The 16943-nt window shown below is 57.8% G+C and carries 12 protein-coding genes and 1 tRNA gene; 8 read left to right on the forward strand and 5 right to left on the reverse strand.

The genetic code is table 11. The annotated features are described in order from the left end of the window. Nucleotides 1-40 precede the first annotated feature (40 nt). Both ACR0AH_RS11000 and ACR0AH_RS11005 read right to left on the reverse strand, forming a co-directional pair. On the reverse strand, nucleotides 41-1861 hold the full coding sequence (locus ACR0AH_RS11000; protein ID WP_480591947.1) for an ABC transporter transmembrane domain-containing protein: 1821 nt from the start codon (nucleotides 1859-1861) through the stop codon (nucleotides 41-43). 143 nt (nucleotides 1862-2004) lie between these two features. Next, a tRNA-Gly gene (locus tag ACR0AH_RS11005) sits at nucleotides 2005-2078 on the reverse strand. Between the two features lie 294 nt (nucleotides 2079-2372). On the opposite strand from ACR0AH_RS11005, the gene ACR0AH_RS11010 reads away from it, so the two are divergent. Both ACR0AH_RS11010 and ACR0AH_RS11015 read left to right on the forward strand, forming a co-directional pair. Next, nucleotides 2373-4016, forward strand: coding sequence for a hypothetical protein (locus ACR0AH_RS11010; RefSeq protein WP_480591949.1), 1644 nt, complete (start codon nucleotides 2373-2375; stop codon nucleotides 4014-4016). 177 nt (nucleotides 4017-4193) lie between these two features. Beyond that, complete coding sequence (locus ACR0AH_RS11015) at nucleotides 4194-6083, forward strand: PhoX family protein (protein ID WP_480591951.1); 1890 nt, start codon at nucleotides 4194-4196, stop codon at nucleotides 6081-6083. A gap of 61 nt (nucleotides 6084-6144) precedes the next feature. Here the strand turns inward: ACR0AH_RS11015 and ACR0AH_RS11020 are convergent, their stop codons facing one another. Both ACR0AH_RS11020 and ACR0AH_RS11025 read right to left on the reverse strand, forming a co-directional pair. Further along, entirely contained in the window at nucleotides 6145-6705 is a 561-nt protein-coding gene (locus tag ACR0AH_RS11020; RefSeq protein ID WP_170392277.1) for a tetratricopeptide repeat protein, read from the reverse strand. A 40-nt stretch (nucleotides 6706-6745) separates the two neighbouring features. Beyond that, nucleotides 6746-7222 (reverse strand): winged helix-turn-helix transcriptional regulator, encoded by a 477-nt coding sequence (locus tag ACR0AH_RS11025; protein WP_170401672.1) that lies wholly within the window; start codon nucleotides 7220-7222, stop codon nucleotides 6746-6748. A gap of 103 nt (nucleotides 7223-7325) precedes the next feature. Between ACR0AH_RS11025 and putA the strand changes: the two genes are divergently transcribed. Both putA and ACR0AH_RS11035 read left to right on the forward strand, forming a co-directional pair. After that, complete coding sequence (putA, locus tag ACR0AH_RS11030) at nucleotides 7326-10724, forward strand: bifunctional proline dehydrogenase/L-glutamate gamma-semialdehyde dehydrogenase PutA (RefSeq protein ID WP_480591954.1); 3399 nt, start codon at nucleotides 7326-7328, stop codon at nucleotides 10722-10724. A 42-nt stretch (nucleotides 10725-10766) separates the two neighbouring features. Further along, entirely contained in the window at nucleotides 10767-11510 is a 744-nt protein-coding gene (locus ACR0AH_RS11035) for a rhomboid family intramembrane serine protease (RefSeq protein ID WP_480591956.1), read from the forward strand. Nucleotides 11511-11517: 7 nt separating this feature from the next. Here the strand turns inward: ACR0AH_RS11035 and ACR0AH_RS11040 are convergent, their stop codons facing one another. Beyond that, nucleotides 11518-12339: an IclR family transcriptional regulator gene (locus ACR0AH_RS11040; RefSeq protein WP_480591958.1), complete on the reverse strand. Its 822-nt coding sequence runs from the start codon at nucleotides 12337-12339 to the stop codon at nucleotides 11518-11520. Nucleotides 12340-12542: 203 nt separating this feature from the next. On the opposite strand from ACR0AH_RS11040, the gene bhcA reads away from it, so the two are divergent. The 4 genes from bhcA to bhcD all read left to right on the forward strand — a co-directional run bounded on the left by bhcA (nucleotide 12543) and on the right by bhcD (nucleotide 16929). Continuing rightward, nucleotides 12543-13733: an L-aspartate--glyoxylate aminotransferase BhcA gene (gene bhcA, locus ACR0AH_RS11045; RefSeq protein WP_170732977.1), complete on the forward strand. Its 1191-nt coding sequence runs from the start codon at nucleotides 12543-12545 to the stop codon at nucleotides 13731-13733. A gap of 11 nt (nucleotides 13734-13744) precedes the next feature. Beyond that, nucleotides 13745-14716 (forward strand): beta-hydroxyaspartate dehydratase BhcB, encoded by a 972-nt coding sequence (gene bhcB / locus ACR0AH_RS11050; RefSeq protein ID WP_480591959.1) that lies wholly within the window; start codon nucleotides 13745-13747, stop codon nucleotides 14714-14716. Nucleotides 14717-14727: 11 nt separating this feature from the next. Next, nucleotides 14728-15891 carry a 3-hydroxy-D-aspartate aldolase BhcC gene (gene bhcC / locus ACR0AH_RS11055; protein ID WP_170732979.1) on the forward strand — a complete coding sequence of 388 codons (1164 nt, stop codon included), beginning with the start codon at nucleotides 14728-14730 and terminating at the stop codon, nucleotides 15889-15891. A 72-nt stretch (nucleotides 15892-15963) separates the two neighbouring features. Continuing rightward, a complete protein-coding gene (gene bhcD / locus ACR0AH_RS11060; RefSeq protein ID WP_170732980.1) occupies nucleotides 15964-16929 on the forward strand; it encodes an iminosuccinate reductase BhcD in 966 nt (321 codons plus the stop codon). Nucleotides 16930-16943: the final 14 nt, after the last annotated feature.

Here is a 16943-nt window from a genome sequence, read left to right on the forward strand (position 1 = left end):
AATGACGCTACGGCGAAACGAGATGTGCCGGAGCGTCACTTTATTCTGCAGCCACCCCGTCGGTGAACTGCAAGCGTGCGAGGCGGGCATACAAACCGTCCTGCGCCACCAGATCGTTATGGGTACCCTGCGCCACAATGCGCCCGGCTTCCAGCACGACAATCCGGTCTGCCTTCTTAACGGTCGCCAGACGGTGCGCCACGATCAGAGTGGTGCGCCCTGCCCTCATGTTATCAACCGCACCCTGCACCGCACGTTCGCTTTCTGCGTCCAAAGCCGAGGTCGCCTCGTCCAGCAGCAGCACCGGTGCGTCGCGCAGGATGGCACGTGCGATGGCGATACGTTGCTTCTGACCACCCGACAGCATTACGCCCCGTTCGCCCACAAAGCTGTCATACCCTTCGGGCAAAGCCGAGATGAACTCATGCGCGGCGGCGGCTCGGGCGGCGGACTCGACTTCGGTATCTGAGGCGTCCAGACGGCCAAAGCGGATATTCTCGCGCGCCGAAGCGGCAAAGATCACGGGGTCTTGCGGGACCAGCGCGATGTGCTGACGGAAGTCGTCACGGTTCAACTCGCGCAGGTCGAGCCCATCAAGACTGACCTGTCCCGCATCGGGATCATAGAACCGCTGAATCATCTGGATGACTGTTGTCTTGCCCGCACCAGACGGGCCAACAAAGGCCACTGTCTCCCCAGGTTTAATCTGCAGTGACAATTGATCCAGCGCGACAACGTCCGGGCGCGCGGGATAGTGGAATGTCACATCGTCGAAACGTATCTCTCCGCGTACGGGCACAGGCAATGCCTTGGCCTGCGACGGATCGTTGACTGTATCTTCAGCGTTCAGAAGCTCGACCAAACGCTCGGTCGCACCTGCAGCGCGCTGCAACTCGCTCCAGATTTCGGACAACGCCGCGACTGAACCCGCCATGATGATCGAATAGATCACAAACTGGATCAGCACACCCTCGGTCATAACCCCGTTACGCACATCATTCGCACCCATCCACAGCACGCCAACGATGCCCGAGAAGACGAGAAAGATCACAATGACGGTCAGAATCGCACGGGTCTGGATCCGACGCAGAGAAACTTCGTACGAAGTTTCTGTCATCTCTCCGAACTGCGTCCTGCTGGCGTCCTCATGAGTAAAAGCCTGCACGGTTTGCACCGCACCCAACGCCTCGCCGGCATTTCCAGAGGACGCCGCAATCCAGTCCTGATTTTCCCGGCTGATCACCCGTAACCTGCGGCCCAGTACCAATATTGGCACAACCACCAGCGGAATCAGCAGCAACACCATCCCAGTCAGCTTGGCCGACGTCAGCAGCATCAGCACCAGTCCGCCGACGAACATCAAAAGATTGCGGAGCGCGATGGACACAGACGATCCCAGCACCGATTGGATCAGCGTTGTGTCGGTGGTGATCCGGCTCAGAACTTCGCCGGTCATGATGCGCTCGTAAAACTCGGGGCTCATCCCGATCACGCGGTCAAAAACCGCCTTTCGGATATCGGCCACCACACGTTCACCCAACCGGGTCACCAAAGCATAGCGAATACCCGTACCCACGGCGAGAATCCCGGCAATACCGAGGGCGGCCAGAAAGTACCATTCAAGCAAATCACCATCTTCGATGCGGAAATTGTCGACCACACGCCGCACAGCCAAGGGCAATGTCAACGTCATGCTAGCCGTGAGGATCAACGCCAGTGTCGCACCGATCATCAGCAGTCGATAGGGCCTCATGAACGGCCACAATGACCGCAGCACGCCGATTTTCTTAGACCGTGCACGCTCCTCCTGCGCTCGCGGAGCCGAATTGTTCGCTGGACTGGCGGCGTTGGTTCTTGCCATGTCTGGCCCTTGTATTTTGGTCGGTCGCCCTGATCAGGCATCAATCTCAGCTTCTTGGCGTCAGAGATGTTTGGGGTCAAGCTGAAGACAAAGTTTTGCAGCCCGATAAGGGCTAAATGACGCAACCTGTGTGGGGGATCAGCTGGAGCGGGCGGCGGGAATCGAACCCGCGTCATTAGCTTGGAAGGCTAAGGTCTTACCACTACACAACGCCCGCTCAGCGAGGTCACCACCTATTTCATACAAAATTTGTCGTCAAGAGGATGTTTCAATCAAATGCACCTCGCGGTGAGAATTGATACGTCCATTTTGCCGGCACCGACACTTGCGAACAACCGCGACAGCTGGCTGCTTTCCGATGAGTAATCTTGTCCGACAAGGAGGGCTGGATAGCTCGAAAAGCCTTTTCCGCGCTCCGCGATGCCTTTCACGAAATTGTGCTATAATTCGATGATCCGCTGTTCGGCGCTGATTGCCGGTGTTCGGCGGAGAGTAAGCGGGGGATTGAAGGATGACCGATTTTGACCTCGGCACGTATCGCCGTGCTGTTACTACTTCATCAAGCGAAGCTCAGAAGCTGTTCGATCAAGGGCTCATCTGGTTGTTCGGGTATAATCATGAGGCCGCTGCCGCCTGTTTCGAAGAGGCAATATCTCATGACCCGAATTGCAGTATGGCCCATTGGGGCGTCGCCTATGCGATTGGTCCAAATTACAACAAACCATGGGAGTTCTTTGAGCCCGATGAAAAGGTTGCCACCCTTGACCGGGCGCGTCAGGCAGTCGAAACGGCGATGGCTCTGCGCACATCTTCGACCCCGATTGAGGCGGCCTTGATCGAAGCGATCTCACACCATTTCCCGTCGGACCCCGAAATAGAGGACTATGCACCGTGGAATGACGCCTTCGCCGATTCGATGCGCGCGGTTTATTCCGATCATCCGGAAGATCTGGACGTCTCGTCCGTGTTTGCCGAAGCCTTGATGAACCGAACGCCCTGGCAGCTTTGGGACCTTAAGAATGGCGTACCCGCCGAGGGCGCATCCACCACCGAGGCGCAAACCGTGCTGGAAAGGGCCTTTGAATCTTTGCCTGGTGCATGGGATCATCCCGGCCTGCTGCATATGTATATCCACTTGATGGAGATGTCGCCCACTCCGGAAAAGGCGCTGCGACACGGGGATCGGCTGGTCGATCTGGTGCCCGACAGCGGGCATCTAGTTCACATGGCGACGCATATCGACGTGTTGTGCGGCGACTATCAGAATGTGGTCTGGCGCAATCACCGAGCCGCAGCGGTCGACAAGAAATATGAAGCCATGGCCGGGGGTGAGAACTTCTATACCGTCTATCGCGTCCACAACGTACATTTTGAAGCCTATGGGGCCATGTTCCTTGGGCAACCCGAATTGGCGATGGCTGCGTCCGAGGAATTGATGCGATTATTGCCGGACAATGTGATCCGTTACTTCCCGGATTTGTTCGAATCCTTCTATGGCAAGAAGGTCCATGTCATGGTTCGCTTCGGCATGTGGCAGGAAATTCTGGATGAACCCATGCCCGGCGACGCGGAGTTATACAGCTATACCACCGCCGCAATTCATCAGGCGCGCTCTGTGGCTCTGGCCAATTTGGGTCGTATGGACGATGCAGCGCATGCACGCAAAGTGGCCGTTCAGGCCAGAAAAGCCGTCCCGGAAAGTCGACTGGTATTCAACAACACCGCCGAGGATGTTTTGATGATCGGCGAGGCGATGATGGATGGAGAGATCGCGTTCAAATCCGGTGACCGTGAAGGCGGACTTGATCATCTGCGCCGCTCGGTCGAGTTGGATGACAATCTGGTTTATGACGAGCCATGGGGATGGATGCAGCCAACAAGGCACGCTCTGGGTGCCTTGTTGATGGAAGACGGTCAATTCGATGAGGCCGAGGCCGTCTATCGGGCCGATCTGGGTCTGGACGACACGCTCGCCCGTGCCTGCCAGCATCCCGGCAATATCTGGAGCCTTCATGGCCTGCATGAATGCCTGATCCGTCGCGGTGAAACGACCGAGGCCCGTCATATCAAGCTGCAACTGGACAATGCTGCTGCACGGGCCACGGTGCCTATCCATGCCTCATGTTATTGCCGCAGCAAGGCAAAGGCGGCTTAGGCTTCTGGTCGTTTGGCGATAGATTCGCCTAAACATTGATCAGCGCCGCAGGTAGATCGGCGTCAATCTGCACGCGGCGCAGATCAAAAGAAGCTTTGCTCAGACTGTCAATTTCCTGTCATGTGATCGCTCTAAACCCACGGTGCGATTCTTAGTTCAGACAGCCAGGAGCTATCCATGACAGACGTCGATCTTACCACCCTTTCCGCCGACGATTGGGATGAGTTGCACTTCCCCCGCCCGGATGAACACGACTTCGACCGCGTGGTTGAAAGCGCTATCTCGCGACGGGGTTTCCTGTCAGGAGTTGTGGCTTTTGGGTCGGGCGCTGCGGCGATGGGCGCTGGTTTGTTGGGCTCAACTTCAGCACAGGCGGTCGATGCGCAACGCTTTGCCTTCACGCCGATTCCCGCCCAGACCGATGGGACAGTCCACGTTCCGGAAGGTTATGAGTGGAAGATGCTAATGCGCTGGGGCGATCCGCTGTTTTCCGAGGCCGATGGATACGATTTGACCGATGGCGGTAAGGTTGAAAACTCGGACAAGGTTTTTGGCGAGAATACGGATGGGATGGAGACATTCTCGTTCCGGGGTCACGAGCTGATTGCGATCAACCACGAGTACCCGAACCGCAAGATCAACCTGCCTGCCGCGCAGGAAGGTGTTCCAACCCGTGCCGATGACGTTCTGAAATTGCAGAACATTCAGGGTGTGACCGTGATGGAGATCAAAGAAAGCCCGGAGGGCTGGTCTGTGGTGAAGGACAGCCCCTTCAACCGCCGAATCCACCACAACACTCCAATGAAGATCGTCGGCCCCGCCGCCGGTCATGACCTACTGAAGACCGAGGCCGATCCGACAGGCACCGCGTCGCTGGGCACCATGAACAACTGTGGTTCCGGCAAGACACCGTGGGGCACCTACCTGACCTGCGAAGAAAATTTCAACGGCTACTTTGGTTCGTCCGACAAAAACGCCAGCTACGATCAGAAGGTCGCGGACGGTATGAAACGCTATGGCATCAAGGCTGAAAGCTGGAACGGTTACGAGCTGTTTGATCCCCGCTTCGACACCTCGAAAAACCCCAATGAGCCGCACCGCGCAGGCTGGATCGTTGAAATCGACCCGACCAAACCCGACAGCACTCCGGTCAAGCACACCGGCCTTGGTCGCTTCAAGCATGAAAATGCTGAGGTCGCGCTGGCTGCGGACGGTCGTGTCGTGGTCTATATGGGCGACGATGAACGTGGCGAGTATCTTTACAGGTTCGTCTCGAACGCGGCCTATGCGCCCGGTGTCGACACTCAGGGCTTGTTGAATGACGGCACGCTATATGTCGCCAAGTTCAATGACGACATGAGCGGCGAATGGCTGCCGCTGACGCCGGAAACAACCGGCATGGACGCGGCCGAAATTCTGATCTTTACCCGTATGGCCGCATCGGCTGCGGGCGGCACCACAATGGACCGCCCGGAATGGGTGGCCTCAAGCCCTGTTGCGGTCGAGGCATATTGCTGCCTGACCAACAACAAGAACCGTGGAGTTAAGCCAAATGCTGGGGGTGATGACACTGCAGTCAACGGCCCTAACCCGCGCGAGGCCAACAAATACGGCCAGATCGTGCGCTGGCGTCCAGCGGATGAAGATCACGCGGCCACTGGCTTTGATTGGGATCTCTATGTCATGGCCGGAAACCCAACTGTTCATTCGGATAACCGTGGCGGATCGGCAAATGTGAACGAAGGCAACCTGTTCAACTCACCCGACGGCATGGCCATCGATTCGACTGGTCTGGTCTGGATTCAGACAGACGGGAATGATGACAACGAGGAAGAATTCTCAGGAAACGGCAATAACCAGATGCTAGTTGGCGATCCCGTGACCGGGGAGATTGTGCGCTTCATGACCAGCCCGAATGGCTGTGAAGTCACCGGTCTGGCCTGGTCGACCGACCTGCGCACCATGTTTGTTGGCATCCAGCATCCGGGCAGCAATTGGCCCGATGGCGGTACGCCGCGTTCGTCGGTGATTGCGATCAAACGCACCGACAACGGGCTGGTCGGCTAATCAAGCCCTTGCATCAAAAGCGCTCCTGAACTTCGGTTCCGGGGCGCTTTTTCGTCTCAATTCAAATATCCTCACCCGGTGGATCAAGCAGCCCGCCCGGCGCAAGCAAGGCACGCTCTGAAAGCCACGGGTTCAGTTCGAGTGCATGGTTCAGCGCCGTTCGCGCTTCGTCCAGCCGCTTGAGACCCAACAGCGATAATGCCCGCCCGCTAAGCGCCGCTACATGGTTCGGGGACAGCTCAATGGCCCGATCCAGATCGATCAGGGCCGCACCGTAATCCTGCTGCAAATAGTTGACGAACGCCCGTTGATTGTACCCCTCGGCATAATCCGGGCAATAAGCGACCAGAGCGTCAAACTCGGCCAGCGCACCGGTCAAATCCCAAGACTCGCGCAGAGACATCCCGCGATCCAACAGGGTTTGAGATCGGGCGTCCGGCGCATCGGTCCAGAGTTGCCACATCCGTCCCGAAATGCCCCGCGCCTCGCGCTCTGACGACGCGGTTTGGGCTTGCGTAATCAGGGCGTCGACGCCAGAGATATGATCCGGCGCAACCGGGCAATCTGCAGAAGCCTGAGCGGCAGAACCAGCGAGTATGGCAACGATAAGTACGTTTTTCATCCTCTCTAACCTGATCCATCAGTCGTTTAGGTCAACTGCTTTATAGCGGAGCCAGCAACCCGGTTTCTTTCACCGCCTCCATCGCAACGAAGGTGGAGGTGTTGGCAACATGCGGCAGGGATGAGATTTTCTCGGCTAGCACCGTGCGGTATTCCGTCATCGATCGGGTGCGGATTTTAAGCAGATAATCAAAGTTGGACGCGATCATATGAGCCTGTTCAATCTCAGCAACTCTGCGCACCGCTGCATTGAACTCGGCCAGTGCCTTTTCACGAGTATCTGTGAGACGCACCTCGACAAAGGCCACATGGTCAAGGCCCAGACGGATCGGGTCCAACATGGCGCGATAGCCTGTGATGATCCCGTCAGCCTCAAGCCGCTTGAGCCGCGCCTGTGTCGGCGATTTTGACAAGCCGATCCTGCGCGCAAGGTCCGTCACTGAGATGCGGCCATCTTCAGCTAATGCCGTAAGGATCGCGCGGTCAAAGCGATCAAGGCTGGACAAGTCGTTTTGCATGATTAAGCTCCTATATTTCAGCCAATTCGACCAGAATTCGAGAAAATTCGGTCCATTCTCCTGACTATAGGCGGTTATATTAGGCAAAAGCCCCGGAGTACACATGTCACACAGCCTACGCACCAAAATCGACACTCAAACTTATGCCGACCAGTCCACTGTACTGGACGCGCTGATCTCTCAGGCCAAGCTGTCAGAGGCCGACCGAACGGCCATTTGTGAGGCTGCAGCACAGCTGGTGCGCGACATCCGCTCAAGCACGTCGCCTGGCATGATGGAAGTGTTTCTGGCTGAATACGGCCTATCCACTGATGAAGGCGTTGCGCTTATGTGTTTGGCCGAAGCGCTGTTGCGTGTGCCAGATGCGGATACCATTGACGCACTGATCGAAGACAAGATCGCCCCGTCAGACTGGGGAAAACATCTGGGACAATCATCCTCGTCACTGGTGAACGCGTCGACATGGGCGTTGATGCTAACAGGCCGGGTCCTGGACGAAGACAAATCCTCGCCCGTCGGCGCGCTGCGCGGGGCCATCAAGCGGCTGGGTGAACCAGTGATCCGCACCGCCGTTGGTCGTGCGATGAAAGAAATGGGGCGTCAGTTCGTTTTGGGCGAAACCATTCAATCCGCCATGAAGCGCGCCAAAGGAATGGAAGATAAGGGCTATACCTACTCGTACGACATGCTGGGCGAGGCGGCACGGACCGAGGCCGATGCTGCCCGCTATCACCTGTCTTACTCGCGCGCGATCGCCGCTATTGCCGAGGCCTGCACCCATAAAGATATTCGCGAAAATCCGGGCATCTCGGTCAAGCTGTCGGCCCTGCACCCCCGTTATGAGCTGGCACAAGAACAACGGGTGATGGACGAACTGGTGCCCCGGCTGCGCGCGCTGGCTTTGCTGGCCAAGGCGGCGGGCATGGGGCTGAACGTTGACGCGGAAGAGGCCGATCGCCTGTCGCTCTCGCTACAGGTGATCGAAGAAGTTATGGCAGAGCCTGCACTGGCCGGTTGGGACGGGTTCGGCATCGTCGTGCAAGCCTACGGCCCACGCGCCGGGTTGGTGCTGGATACGCTCTACGAGATGGCCCAGCGGCACGACCGCAAGCTGATGGTGCGGCTGGTCAAGGGCGCTTATTGGGATACCGAGATCAAGCGCGCGCAAGTCGAGGGCGTCGATGATTTTCCGGTCTTCACCGATAAGGCGGCAACGGATGTGTCCTATATCGCCAACGCCCGCAAACTGCTGGGAATGACCGACCGTATCTATCCGCAATTTGCCACGCATAACGCCCATACGGTCAGCGCCATCCTACATATGGCGGACGGCCAGCCATTCGAATTCCAGCGCCTGCACGGGATGGGTGAGACCCTGCATCAGATCGTGCGCAACAAGCGGACCTCGCGCTGCCGTATCTATGCTCCGGTCGGCGCGCATCGGGATCTGTTGGCCTATCTGGTACGTCGCCTTCTGGAAAACGGGGCAAATTCCTCGTTCGTCAATCAGATCGTTGATGAGGAAGTCGCCCCAGAAACCGTTGCCGCAGATCCGTTCGTGGCCGTTCAAACACCTGGCAAACCGCTGCCAACCGGGCCTGAGTTGTTCGCACCGGAACGCCCAAACTCGAAAGGCTTTGATCTGCACCATACGCCGACGCTGGACCAGATTGACATCGCACGCGACGCCTTCCGCGCCCATCATTGGTACGCCCGCCCCTTATTGTCGGATGATGCACAGCCTTTGGCAGACACTCCCGTGATCAATCCTGCGCAACCACAGGATCGCCCCGGTTCGGTTGCTGCGGCCAGCCCCGAAGACGTGGAACTGGCGTTGGCCAGCGCTTGCCCATGGCAGGCCTCAGCCGAGAAGCGCGCTGACATTCTAAATAAAGCAGCCGATCTCTACGAAGCGCATTTTGGAGAGCTGTTTGCCCTGCTCGCCCGCGAAGCCGGAAAATCCGTGCCCGATGCAGTTGCCGAGCTGCGCGAAGCGGTTGATTTCCTGCGCTACTACGCCGCCAATATTCCTGCCGCCAAACCCGCCGGAATATTTACCTGCATCAGCCCGTGGAACTTCCCATTGGCGATCTTCACTGGGCAGATATCGGCTGCGTTGGCCACCGGCAACGCTGTGCTGGCAGCCCCTGCCCCGCAAACGCCATTGATCGCCCATCGTGCCATTCAACTGATGCATGAAGCAGGCGTTCCGCGCGATGCGCTGCAACTTCTTCCGGGCGGGCCGAAGGTGGGTGCGGCGCTAACGTCGGACGAACGCGTCTCTGGTGTGGCCTTTACCGGTTCTACCGCGACCGCGCTGAAAATCCGATCAGCAATGGCGCAGCACATGCGGCCAGGTACGTCATTGATCGCCGAGACCGGCGGTCTGAACGCCATGATCGTAGACAGCACCGCTTTGCCGGAACAAGCGGTCCAATCGATTATCGAAAGCGCGTTCCAATCGGCAGGCCAGCGGTGCTCGGCCCTGCGTTGTCTTTATCTGCAAGAGGACATTGCCGAGGACGTTCTGACCATGTTGCAAGGGGCGATGGACGCATTGCATGTGGGCGATCCTTGGCTGATATCAACTGATTGCGGCCCGGTCATTGACGCGCAAGCCCGGCAAATCATCGCGGACCACGTGGCCCAGGCCCGCTCAGAAGGACGGGTACTGAAGGAGATGACAACGCCTCCTGAGGGTACATTTATCGCACCGACTCTGATCGAGATACCCGGTATCTCGGCGCTAGAGCGCGAGGTGTTCGGTCCGGTTCTGCATGTCGTCCGGTTCAAGGCGCAAGATATCGACAAGGTCATTGCGGATATCAATGCCACGGGATACGGCCTGACTTTCGGCCTGCACACGCGGATCGACGACCGGGTGCAGCATGTGACCGAGGCGATCCATGCCGGTAATATCTACGTCAACCGCAACCAGATCGGCGCGATCGTCGGCTCGCAACCCTTCGGTGGCGAAGGTCTGTCCGGTACCGGCCCCAAGGCCGGCGGCCCGAACTATATGGCGCGATTCTGCGCGCCTGATCGGCAGAATGCTTCGGGACGCTGGGACAGTTCGGCTGAACCAGGTGCGCCCGAAGGGCAACCTGCAACGCCCAGCACCCAATCGCTGCCTGGCCCCACCGGTGAATCGAACCGCCTGACCGAATATGCCCGCCCCCCGCTTTTGTGCATGGGTCCGGGGCCTGAGGCAGCCGAAGCACAGGCGGATGCGGTCAAAGCGTTGGGCGGCACAGCGATCCGTATGACGGGCATGCTGGATCTGCACCGGCTTGAAAACCTGACCGGTTTCTCGGGTGTTCTGTGGTGGGGCGACGACGACACTGCCCGCCAGATCGAGCAGCATTTGGCCCGGCGCGATGGCCCGATCATCCCGCTGATCCCCGGGCAGCCCGACCGTGCGCGGGTGCTGGGGGAACGCCATGTCTGTGTCGACACCACCGCCGCCGGAGGCAACGCCGCCCTTCTGGGAGGTGCGGCATAACCGGACCTTGACGCTGGGCGGCGAAAAGCCCAGCGTCGCGCCATGTTTCCGATCCGAGACCATAACCCTTCGGGGCGTACTCCGTTTGTTGTTTATGCCCTTATGGCTGCGAACATACTGATCTTCCTCAGCTATGTGGGTGTCATGGAGAATGCGCGGCTGATCAATCAGCTTTATATTGACTACGCGGTCATTCCTGCCCGGATAACTGACGGCTATGGGTTCGAGACACTCGTGACGTCAATGTTCCTGCATGGGGGCTGGATGCATCTGGCGGGAAACATGCTGTTTCTGTGGATATTCGGCGATAACCTCGAAGACGAAATGGGGCATGTGCTGTTTCTCGTGTTCTATCTGCTGGCGGGAATCGGAGCGGGGCTGATTCACGTCATTTCGGCACCGGATTCGGTGGTGCCAACAATTGGCGCGTCTGGAGCGATCGCTGGTGTCATGGGCGGCTATCTTCTGCTTTTCCCAAAAGCGCGCGTGGATATCTTGTTGATTCTGATCGTCTATATCCGGATTTTTACCATCCCGGCCTTTATCATGCTGGGTGTCTGGCTGGGCCTGCAATTCCTTGGCAGCCTCTCCAGCAATCCCGATGAAGGAGGCGTTGCCTACTGGGCGCATACCGGAGGGTTCTTTGTTGGTCTGATCCTGTGCATCCCCCTATGGCTCAGGCGCGGAGGGACTGGGTTCTGGAACCGCACCCACGGCCGTCCACCGCATCCGGAACACAAGTACAAACTCTCGCAATCACGCATCCCCAGAGTGCCGCGCAAATAATCAAGCGTCAGCTCTTGGGTAGCCTACCGCCGCTCAGTTGGGTGATCTCTTGCGCCGCGCGCATGACCAGATCGCCCAACTCGGGCGCGCGTTCGCGGCTGAACCTTACGGTGGGTCCGGATACCGAGATACCGGCGCAAGGCTCAGCCCTGTCATTGAAGATGGCCGCACCAATGCAAGACATACCTTCATACCGTTCTTCGTGATCGTAAGACCAACCTCGGGTACGAGTTTCAGCCAGATCTGCATACAGGCCCGAAGCGGGCAACTGCGTATTTTCAGTGAAAGCAACCGGATCAATCCGGCCCAGAACTTTGCCTAAACTCTCTTCGCTCAACGCAGCGAGAATAGCCTTTCCTGTACCGGACGCATACATGGGCGTCCGCGCACCGGGTGGAAAGAAGGCCCGGATGGGGTTCTGAGTTTCGACCTGCCCGACAAAGACCACCTCTGCTCCATCGGGTACGGCCAGATTTGCGGTCTCACCGCTGTATTGCATCAGACGCCGCAGGATCGGCCTGCCGATTTCCAGAACGCTGTTGCGCCGCAGAAAAGACGCACCGGTCCGATAGGCTTCGATTCCGACCAGCCATTCCTGCCGTTCCTCATCAAAGGATACGAATCCGTGTTTTTGCAGTGTCACAAGAATGCGATGCGTGGTGGCCGTCGGTACATCGACCTCGCGGGCAAGATCGCTTAGCGCGACGCGCTCTAGCCGGGCAACGGTGGTAAGTACGCTCAGCGCCCGATCCAATGATTGCATGGTCCCGGCCGAACTTTCTTTGAACAGCGATTTGGGTCTGCCGCGCGGTCGCTTTTGCGTTTCCATTTCTCACCTGGCTTTCGGACTTTCCCCCGAAAACCCGAACCAATTTTTCTGGCCCGGAATTCTCCGAGATCATTTTGATAAACTGAATTCCTATCCGTTTCAGCACCTTATCAATTTAACGGGTAAAATGAAAATATTTTTCAAGAAAATTGCAACACACAACCGTTCAAGCGACACTTGGGTCCAAAGCAGAGGATTGAGTTATGTCGCATCAAAACCCGGTCTTTATCCCAGGCCCAACCAACATTCCTGATCGTTTGCGCCTTGCCATGCAGGTTCAGACGCAAGACCACCGCGCCCCGGACTTCGTTGAAACCTTCGCCCCGGTACTGGAGGATACAAAACAGGTCTTTGGCACCACCGAAGGCCAGATCGTCACTTTTCCAGCCAGCGGAACGGGCGGTTGGGAGGCAGCTATTACAAATACGCTCAGCCCCGGTGACAAGGTTCTTGTCGCCCGCTACGGCGTCTTCAGCCATCGCTGGATCGATCTGTGCGAAAGACACGGGTTGGACGTTCAGATTGTTGAATGTCCATGGGGAACAGGCGCGCCTGCAGACAGGTTCGAGGCGATCCTGTCCGCGGATAAAGCGCATGAAATCAAGGCCGTATTGGTGACGCATAACGAAACCGCGACAGGTGTGCGTTCCGATATCAGCGCTGTACGCGGTGCGATCGATGCGGCGCATCACCCGGCCATGATGTATGTGGATTGCGTGAGCTCTTTGGCCTCAATGCCGTTCGAGTTTGACCGGTGGGGCGTGGATATTGCGGTCTCGGGGTCGCAAAAGGGGTTCATGCTGGCCACCGGCATGGCGATCCTGTGCGTCAGCCCCAAGGCTCTGGCAGCAATGGATACCGCCCAACTGCCCCGCACCTTCTTTGATTTCCGTGATATGATGTCGGCAAATGCGTCAGGCGGCTTTCCCTATACTCCGCCTTTGCAGCTGATCTACGGTATGCGCGAAAGCCTTAAGATGTTGTTCGAGGAGGGGTTGGACAATGTCTATGCCCGCCACACCCGTCTGGCCGAAGGTGTGCGCCGCGCGACTGCGGCCTGGGGCCTGAAGTTGGTCGCACAATCTCCTGACCTCTACTCGGATACCGTCAGCGCCATTTTTGTGCCCGAAGGTTTCGACAGCAACGAACTGACTGACCATACCTTCAACACCTATGGGGTATCCTTCGGCATTGGTCTGGGTGAGTTGAATGGCAAAGCGTTCCGTATTGGCCACTTGGGCAGCCTGACCGATGTTATGGTCCTGTCGGGGCTGGCCACGGTCGAGATGGCCATGGCCGATCTGAACTACCCAGTGAAGCTTGGCAGCGGGGTTGCTGCGGCGCAGGAATTCTATCGCGCCAGCTCAACTAGCCACGCAAAAGCCGCAGCTTAGGGAGGACAGTCATGTTGGATCAAATCCCCGTCGCCGACCTGACGTATGACGACGTACAGGCTGCGCATGAAAGGATCAAGCCGCACATCCGGCGCACACCGGTAATGACCTCGGACTATCTGAACGAATTGACCGGCGCACAGCTGTTCTTCAAAAGCGAGAACTTTCAGGAAGCAGGTGCATTCAAAGTGCGCGGTGCCAGTAATGCGGTCTTCGGCCTAAGCGATGAAATGGCGACCAAGGGTGTTTGCACCCACTCAAGCGGGAACCACGCCCTGTCGTTGTCATATGCGGCGGGTCGCCGGGGCATTCCATGCAATGTGGTGATGCCGCGCACCGCGCCGCAGGCCAAGAAACACGCGGTACGACGCTTTGGTGGTACGATCACTGAATGTGAGCCATCCACCTCTTCCCGCGAGGCAACGTTTGCCGAGGTGCAGGCCCGAACAGGCGGAGAGTTCGTGCACCCGTACAACGACCCTCGTGTTATCACGGGTCAGGCCACATGTTCGGCTGAATTGCTTGAGCAGACCGATGGCCTGGATGCAGTGATCGCGCCAATCGGCGGTGGCGGGATGGTCTCAGGCACCTGTCTGACGGTTTCGAACCTGTCACCAGGAACCGCGATCTATGCGGCTGAGCCTGAGCAGGCGGACGATGCGTACCGTTCCTTCAAAGCGGGTCATATCATTGCGGACGATGCCCCCAAAACGGTGGCGGACGGGCTGTTGGTCCCGCTCAAGGAAAACACATGGCACTTTGTGTCGAACAATGTGACCGACATCTTCACCGCGTCCGAGCAAGAGATCATCGACGCAATGAAACTCACCTGGAAATACTTGCGCGTGGTGATGGAGCCGTCTTCGGCGGTTCCTCTGGCCACCATTCTCAAGAATCCCGACACATTCCGGGGCAAACGAGTCGGCGTCATCGTCACCGGCGGCAACGTGGATCTGGACAAGCTGCCCTGGCTGAAAGGGTAAGGAGAAACAGGATGAACAAACCGATGAACAGTGATCAATTCGAAGTTGGCTATGACATTCCTGCCGCGATCGGCATGGATGAATCCGAAATCCAGACGCCTTGCCTGATCCTTGATCTGGACGCGCTCGAGCGTAACATCAAGAAGATGGGCGACTATGCCGAGGCACATGGGATGCGGCACCGGGTGCATGGCAAGATGCACAAATCCGTAGACGTCGCGAAGCTGCAGGAACAATTGGGCGGCGCAGTCGGCGTCTGCTGCCAAAAGGTTTCCGAGGCCGAGGTGTTTGCGCGCGGAGGCATCAAAGACATTCTGGTCTCGAATCAAGTGCGGGACCCGGCCAAGATTGACCGTCTGGCGCGCCTGCCGAAGCTTGGTGCACGCACAATCGTTTGCGTCGACGATGTGGACAACGTCGCTGACCTTTCAGCTGCTGCCGCTAAGCATGGCACTGAATTGGAAGTTTTTGTCGAGATCGACTGCGGCGCGGGCCGCTGTGGTGTCACCACGACCCCCGCCGTGATCGAAATCGCCAAGGCGGTTGAGGCCGCCCCTAACCTGAAATTTACCGGCATTCAGGCCTATCAAGGCGCGATGCAGCATCTGGATACGTATGAGGCACGCAAAGAAAAACTGGATACCGCAATCGCCATGGTCAAGGATGCCGTCGACGGATTGAAGGCTGAAGGGATCGATTGCGAGCTGGTTTCGGGCGGCGGTACGGGGTCTTATTACTTCGAAAGCAACTCGGGCGTTTATAACGAGCTGCAGTGTGGCTCTTATGCCTTCATGGATGCTGATTACGGTCGGATTCTGGACAAGGACGGTCAACGGATCGATCAGGGTGAATGGGAAAACGCCTTGTTCATTCTGACCAGCGTGATGAGCCACGCCAAAGCGGACAAGGCAATCTGCGATGCGGGTCTGAAGGCGCAATCCGTCGATAGCGGCCTGCCCTTCATCTTTGGGCGGGACGATGTGGAATACTTGAAGTGCTCGGACGAACATGGGGTGATTGGCGATCCGGATGGGGTGCTGAAGGTCAACGACAAGCTGCGGCTGGTGCCCGGCCACTGTGACCCGACCTGCAACGTTCATGACTGGTACGTCGGTGTGCGCGGCGGCAAGGTTGAAGCCCTTTGGCCGGTCTCTGCCCGTGGCAAGGCCTATTGATCAACAGATGAATGCAGGGGCGGACGTTTAGCACCGCCCTTTCTAATGCCATCAAAAAGAAAGACAAACGCGATGATCATCGTTCCTGAAAAGGAAATCGGCGCTCTGTTAGGCCGACAGGAAAGCTATACTGCGGTTGAGCAAGTGTTTGCCGCGATGGCGGCTGGGGATGCCTACAACTTCCCGGTCGTGCGCGAGGCCATAGGTCATGCGGATGCGCTCTATGGGTTCAAAGGCGGGTTTGATCGCGCGGGCATGAACCTTGGCCTGAAAGCCGGCGGGTATTGGCCAAACAATCTGGAAACGCACGGGCTGATCAATCACCAATCCACCGTGTTTTTGTTTGATCCAGATACGGGTCGCGTTCGGGCCATCGTTGGGGGCAACCTGCTGACCGCACTGCGCACGGCTGCAGCCTCGTCGGTTTCGATCAACCATTTGGCACGCAAGGATGCCAAGGTGATCGGAATGGTCGGCGCCGGGCATCAGGCGACATTCCAATTGCGCGCGGCATTGGAACAGCGGGATTTTGAGAAAGTCATAGGCTGGAACTTGCATCCAGAAATGCTGCCAAATCTCAAAAAGGTCGCGGCTGAAGCGGGGCTGCCTTTTGAGGCTGTGGATCTGCCCGGCATGGTGCAGGCGGATGTGATTATCACCATCACCTCCTCCTTCGCACCTAGCCTGATGTCTGAACATGTCTCGGACGGCTCTCACATCGCATGTATGGGCACCGATACCGTCGGTAAGCAAGAGATCGCCACAGACCTGATCGCGCGCGCAAGCGTCTTTACCGACGAGGTCGCGCAGGCCGTGAGATTGGGTGAAAGCCAGCATGCCGTGGCTGCCGGAATGAAAGCCGAAGGCGATATCCGGCAGATCGGAGAGGTCATTAACGGTACCCATTCCGGGCGTGTGTCCGAGGCTGAGGTGACCGTGTTCGACGGTACTGGCGTGGGGCTGCAAGATCTAGCTGTGGCAAGCGCAGTGGTCGATTTGGCAGTCCAGCAAGGGATTGCGATCGAGGTCGACTTCTAAACCAAAACGCGCGC

The sequence above is a fragment of the Ruegeria sp. AM5 genome, assembly GCF_056540645.1.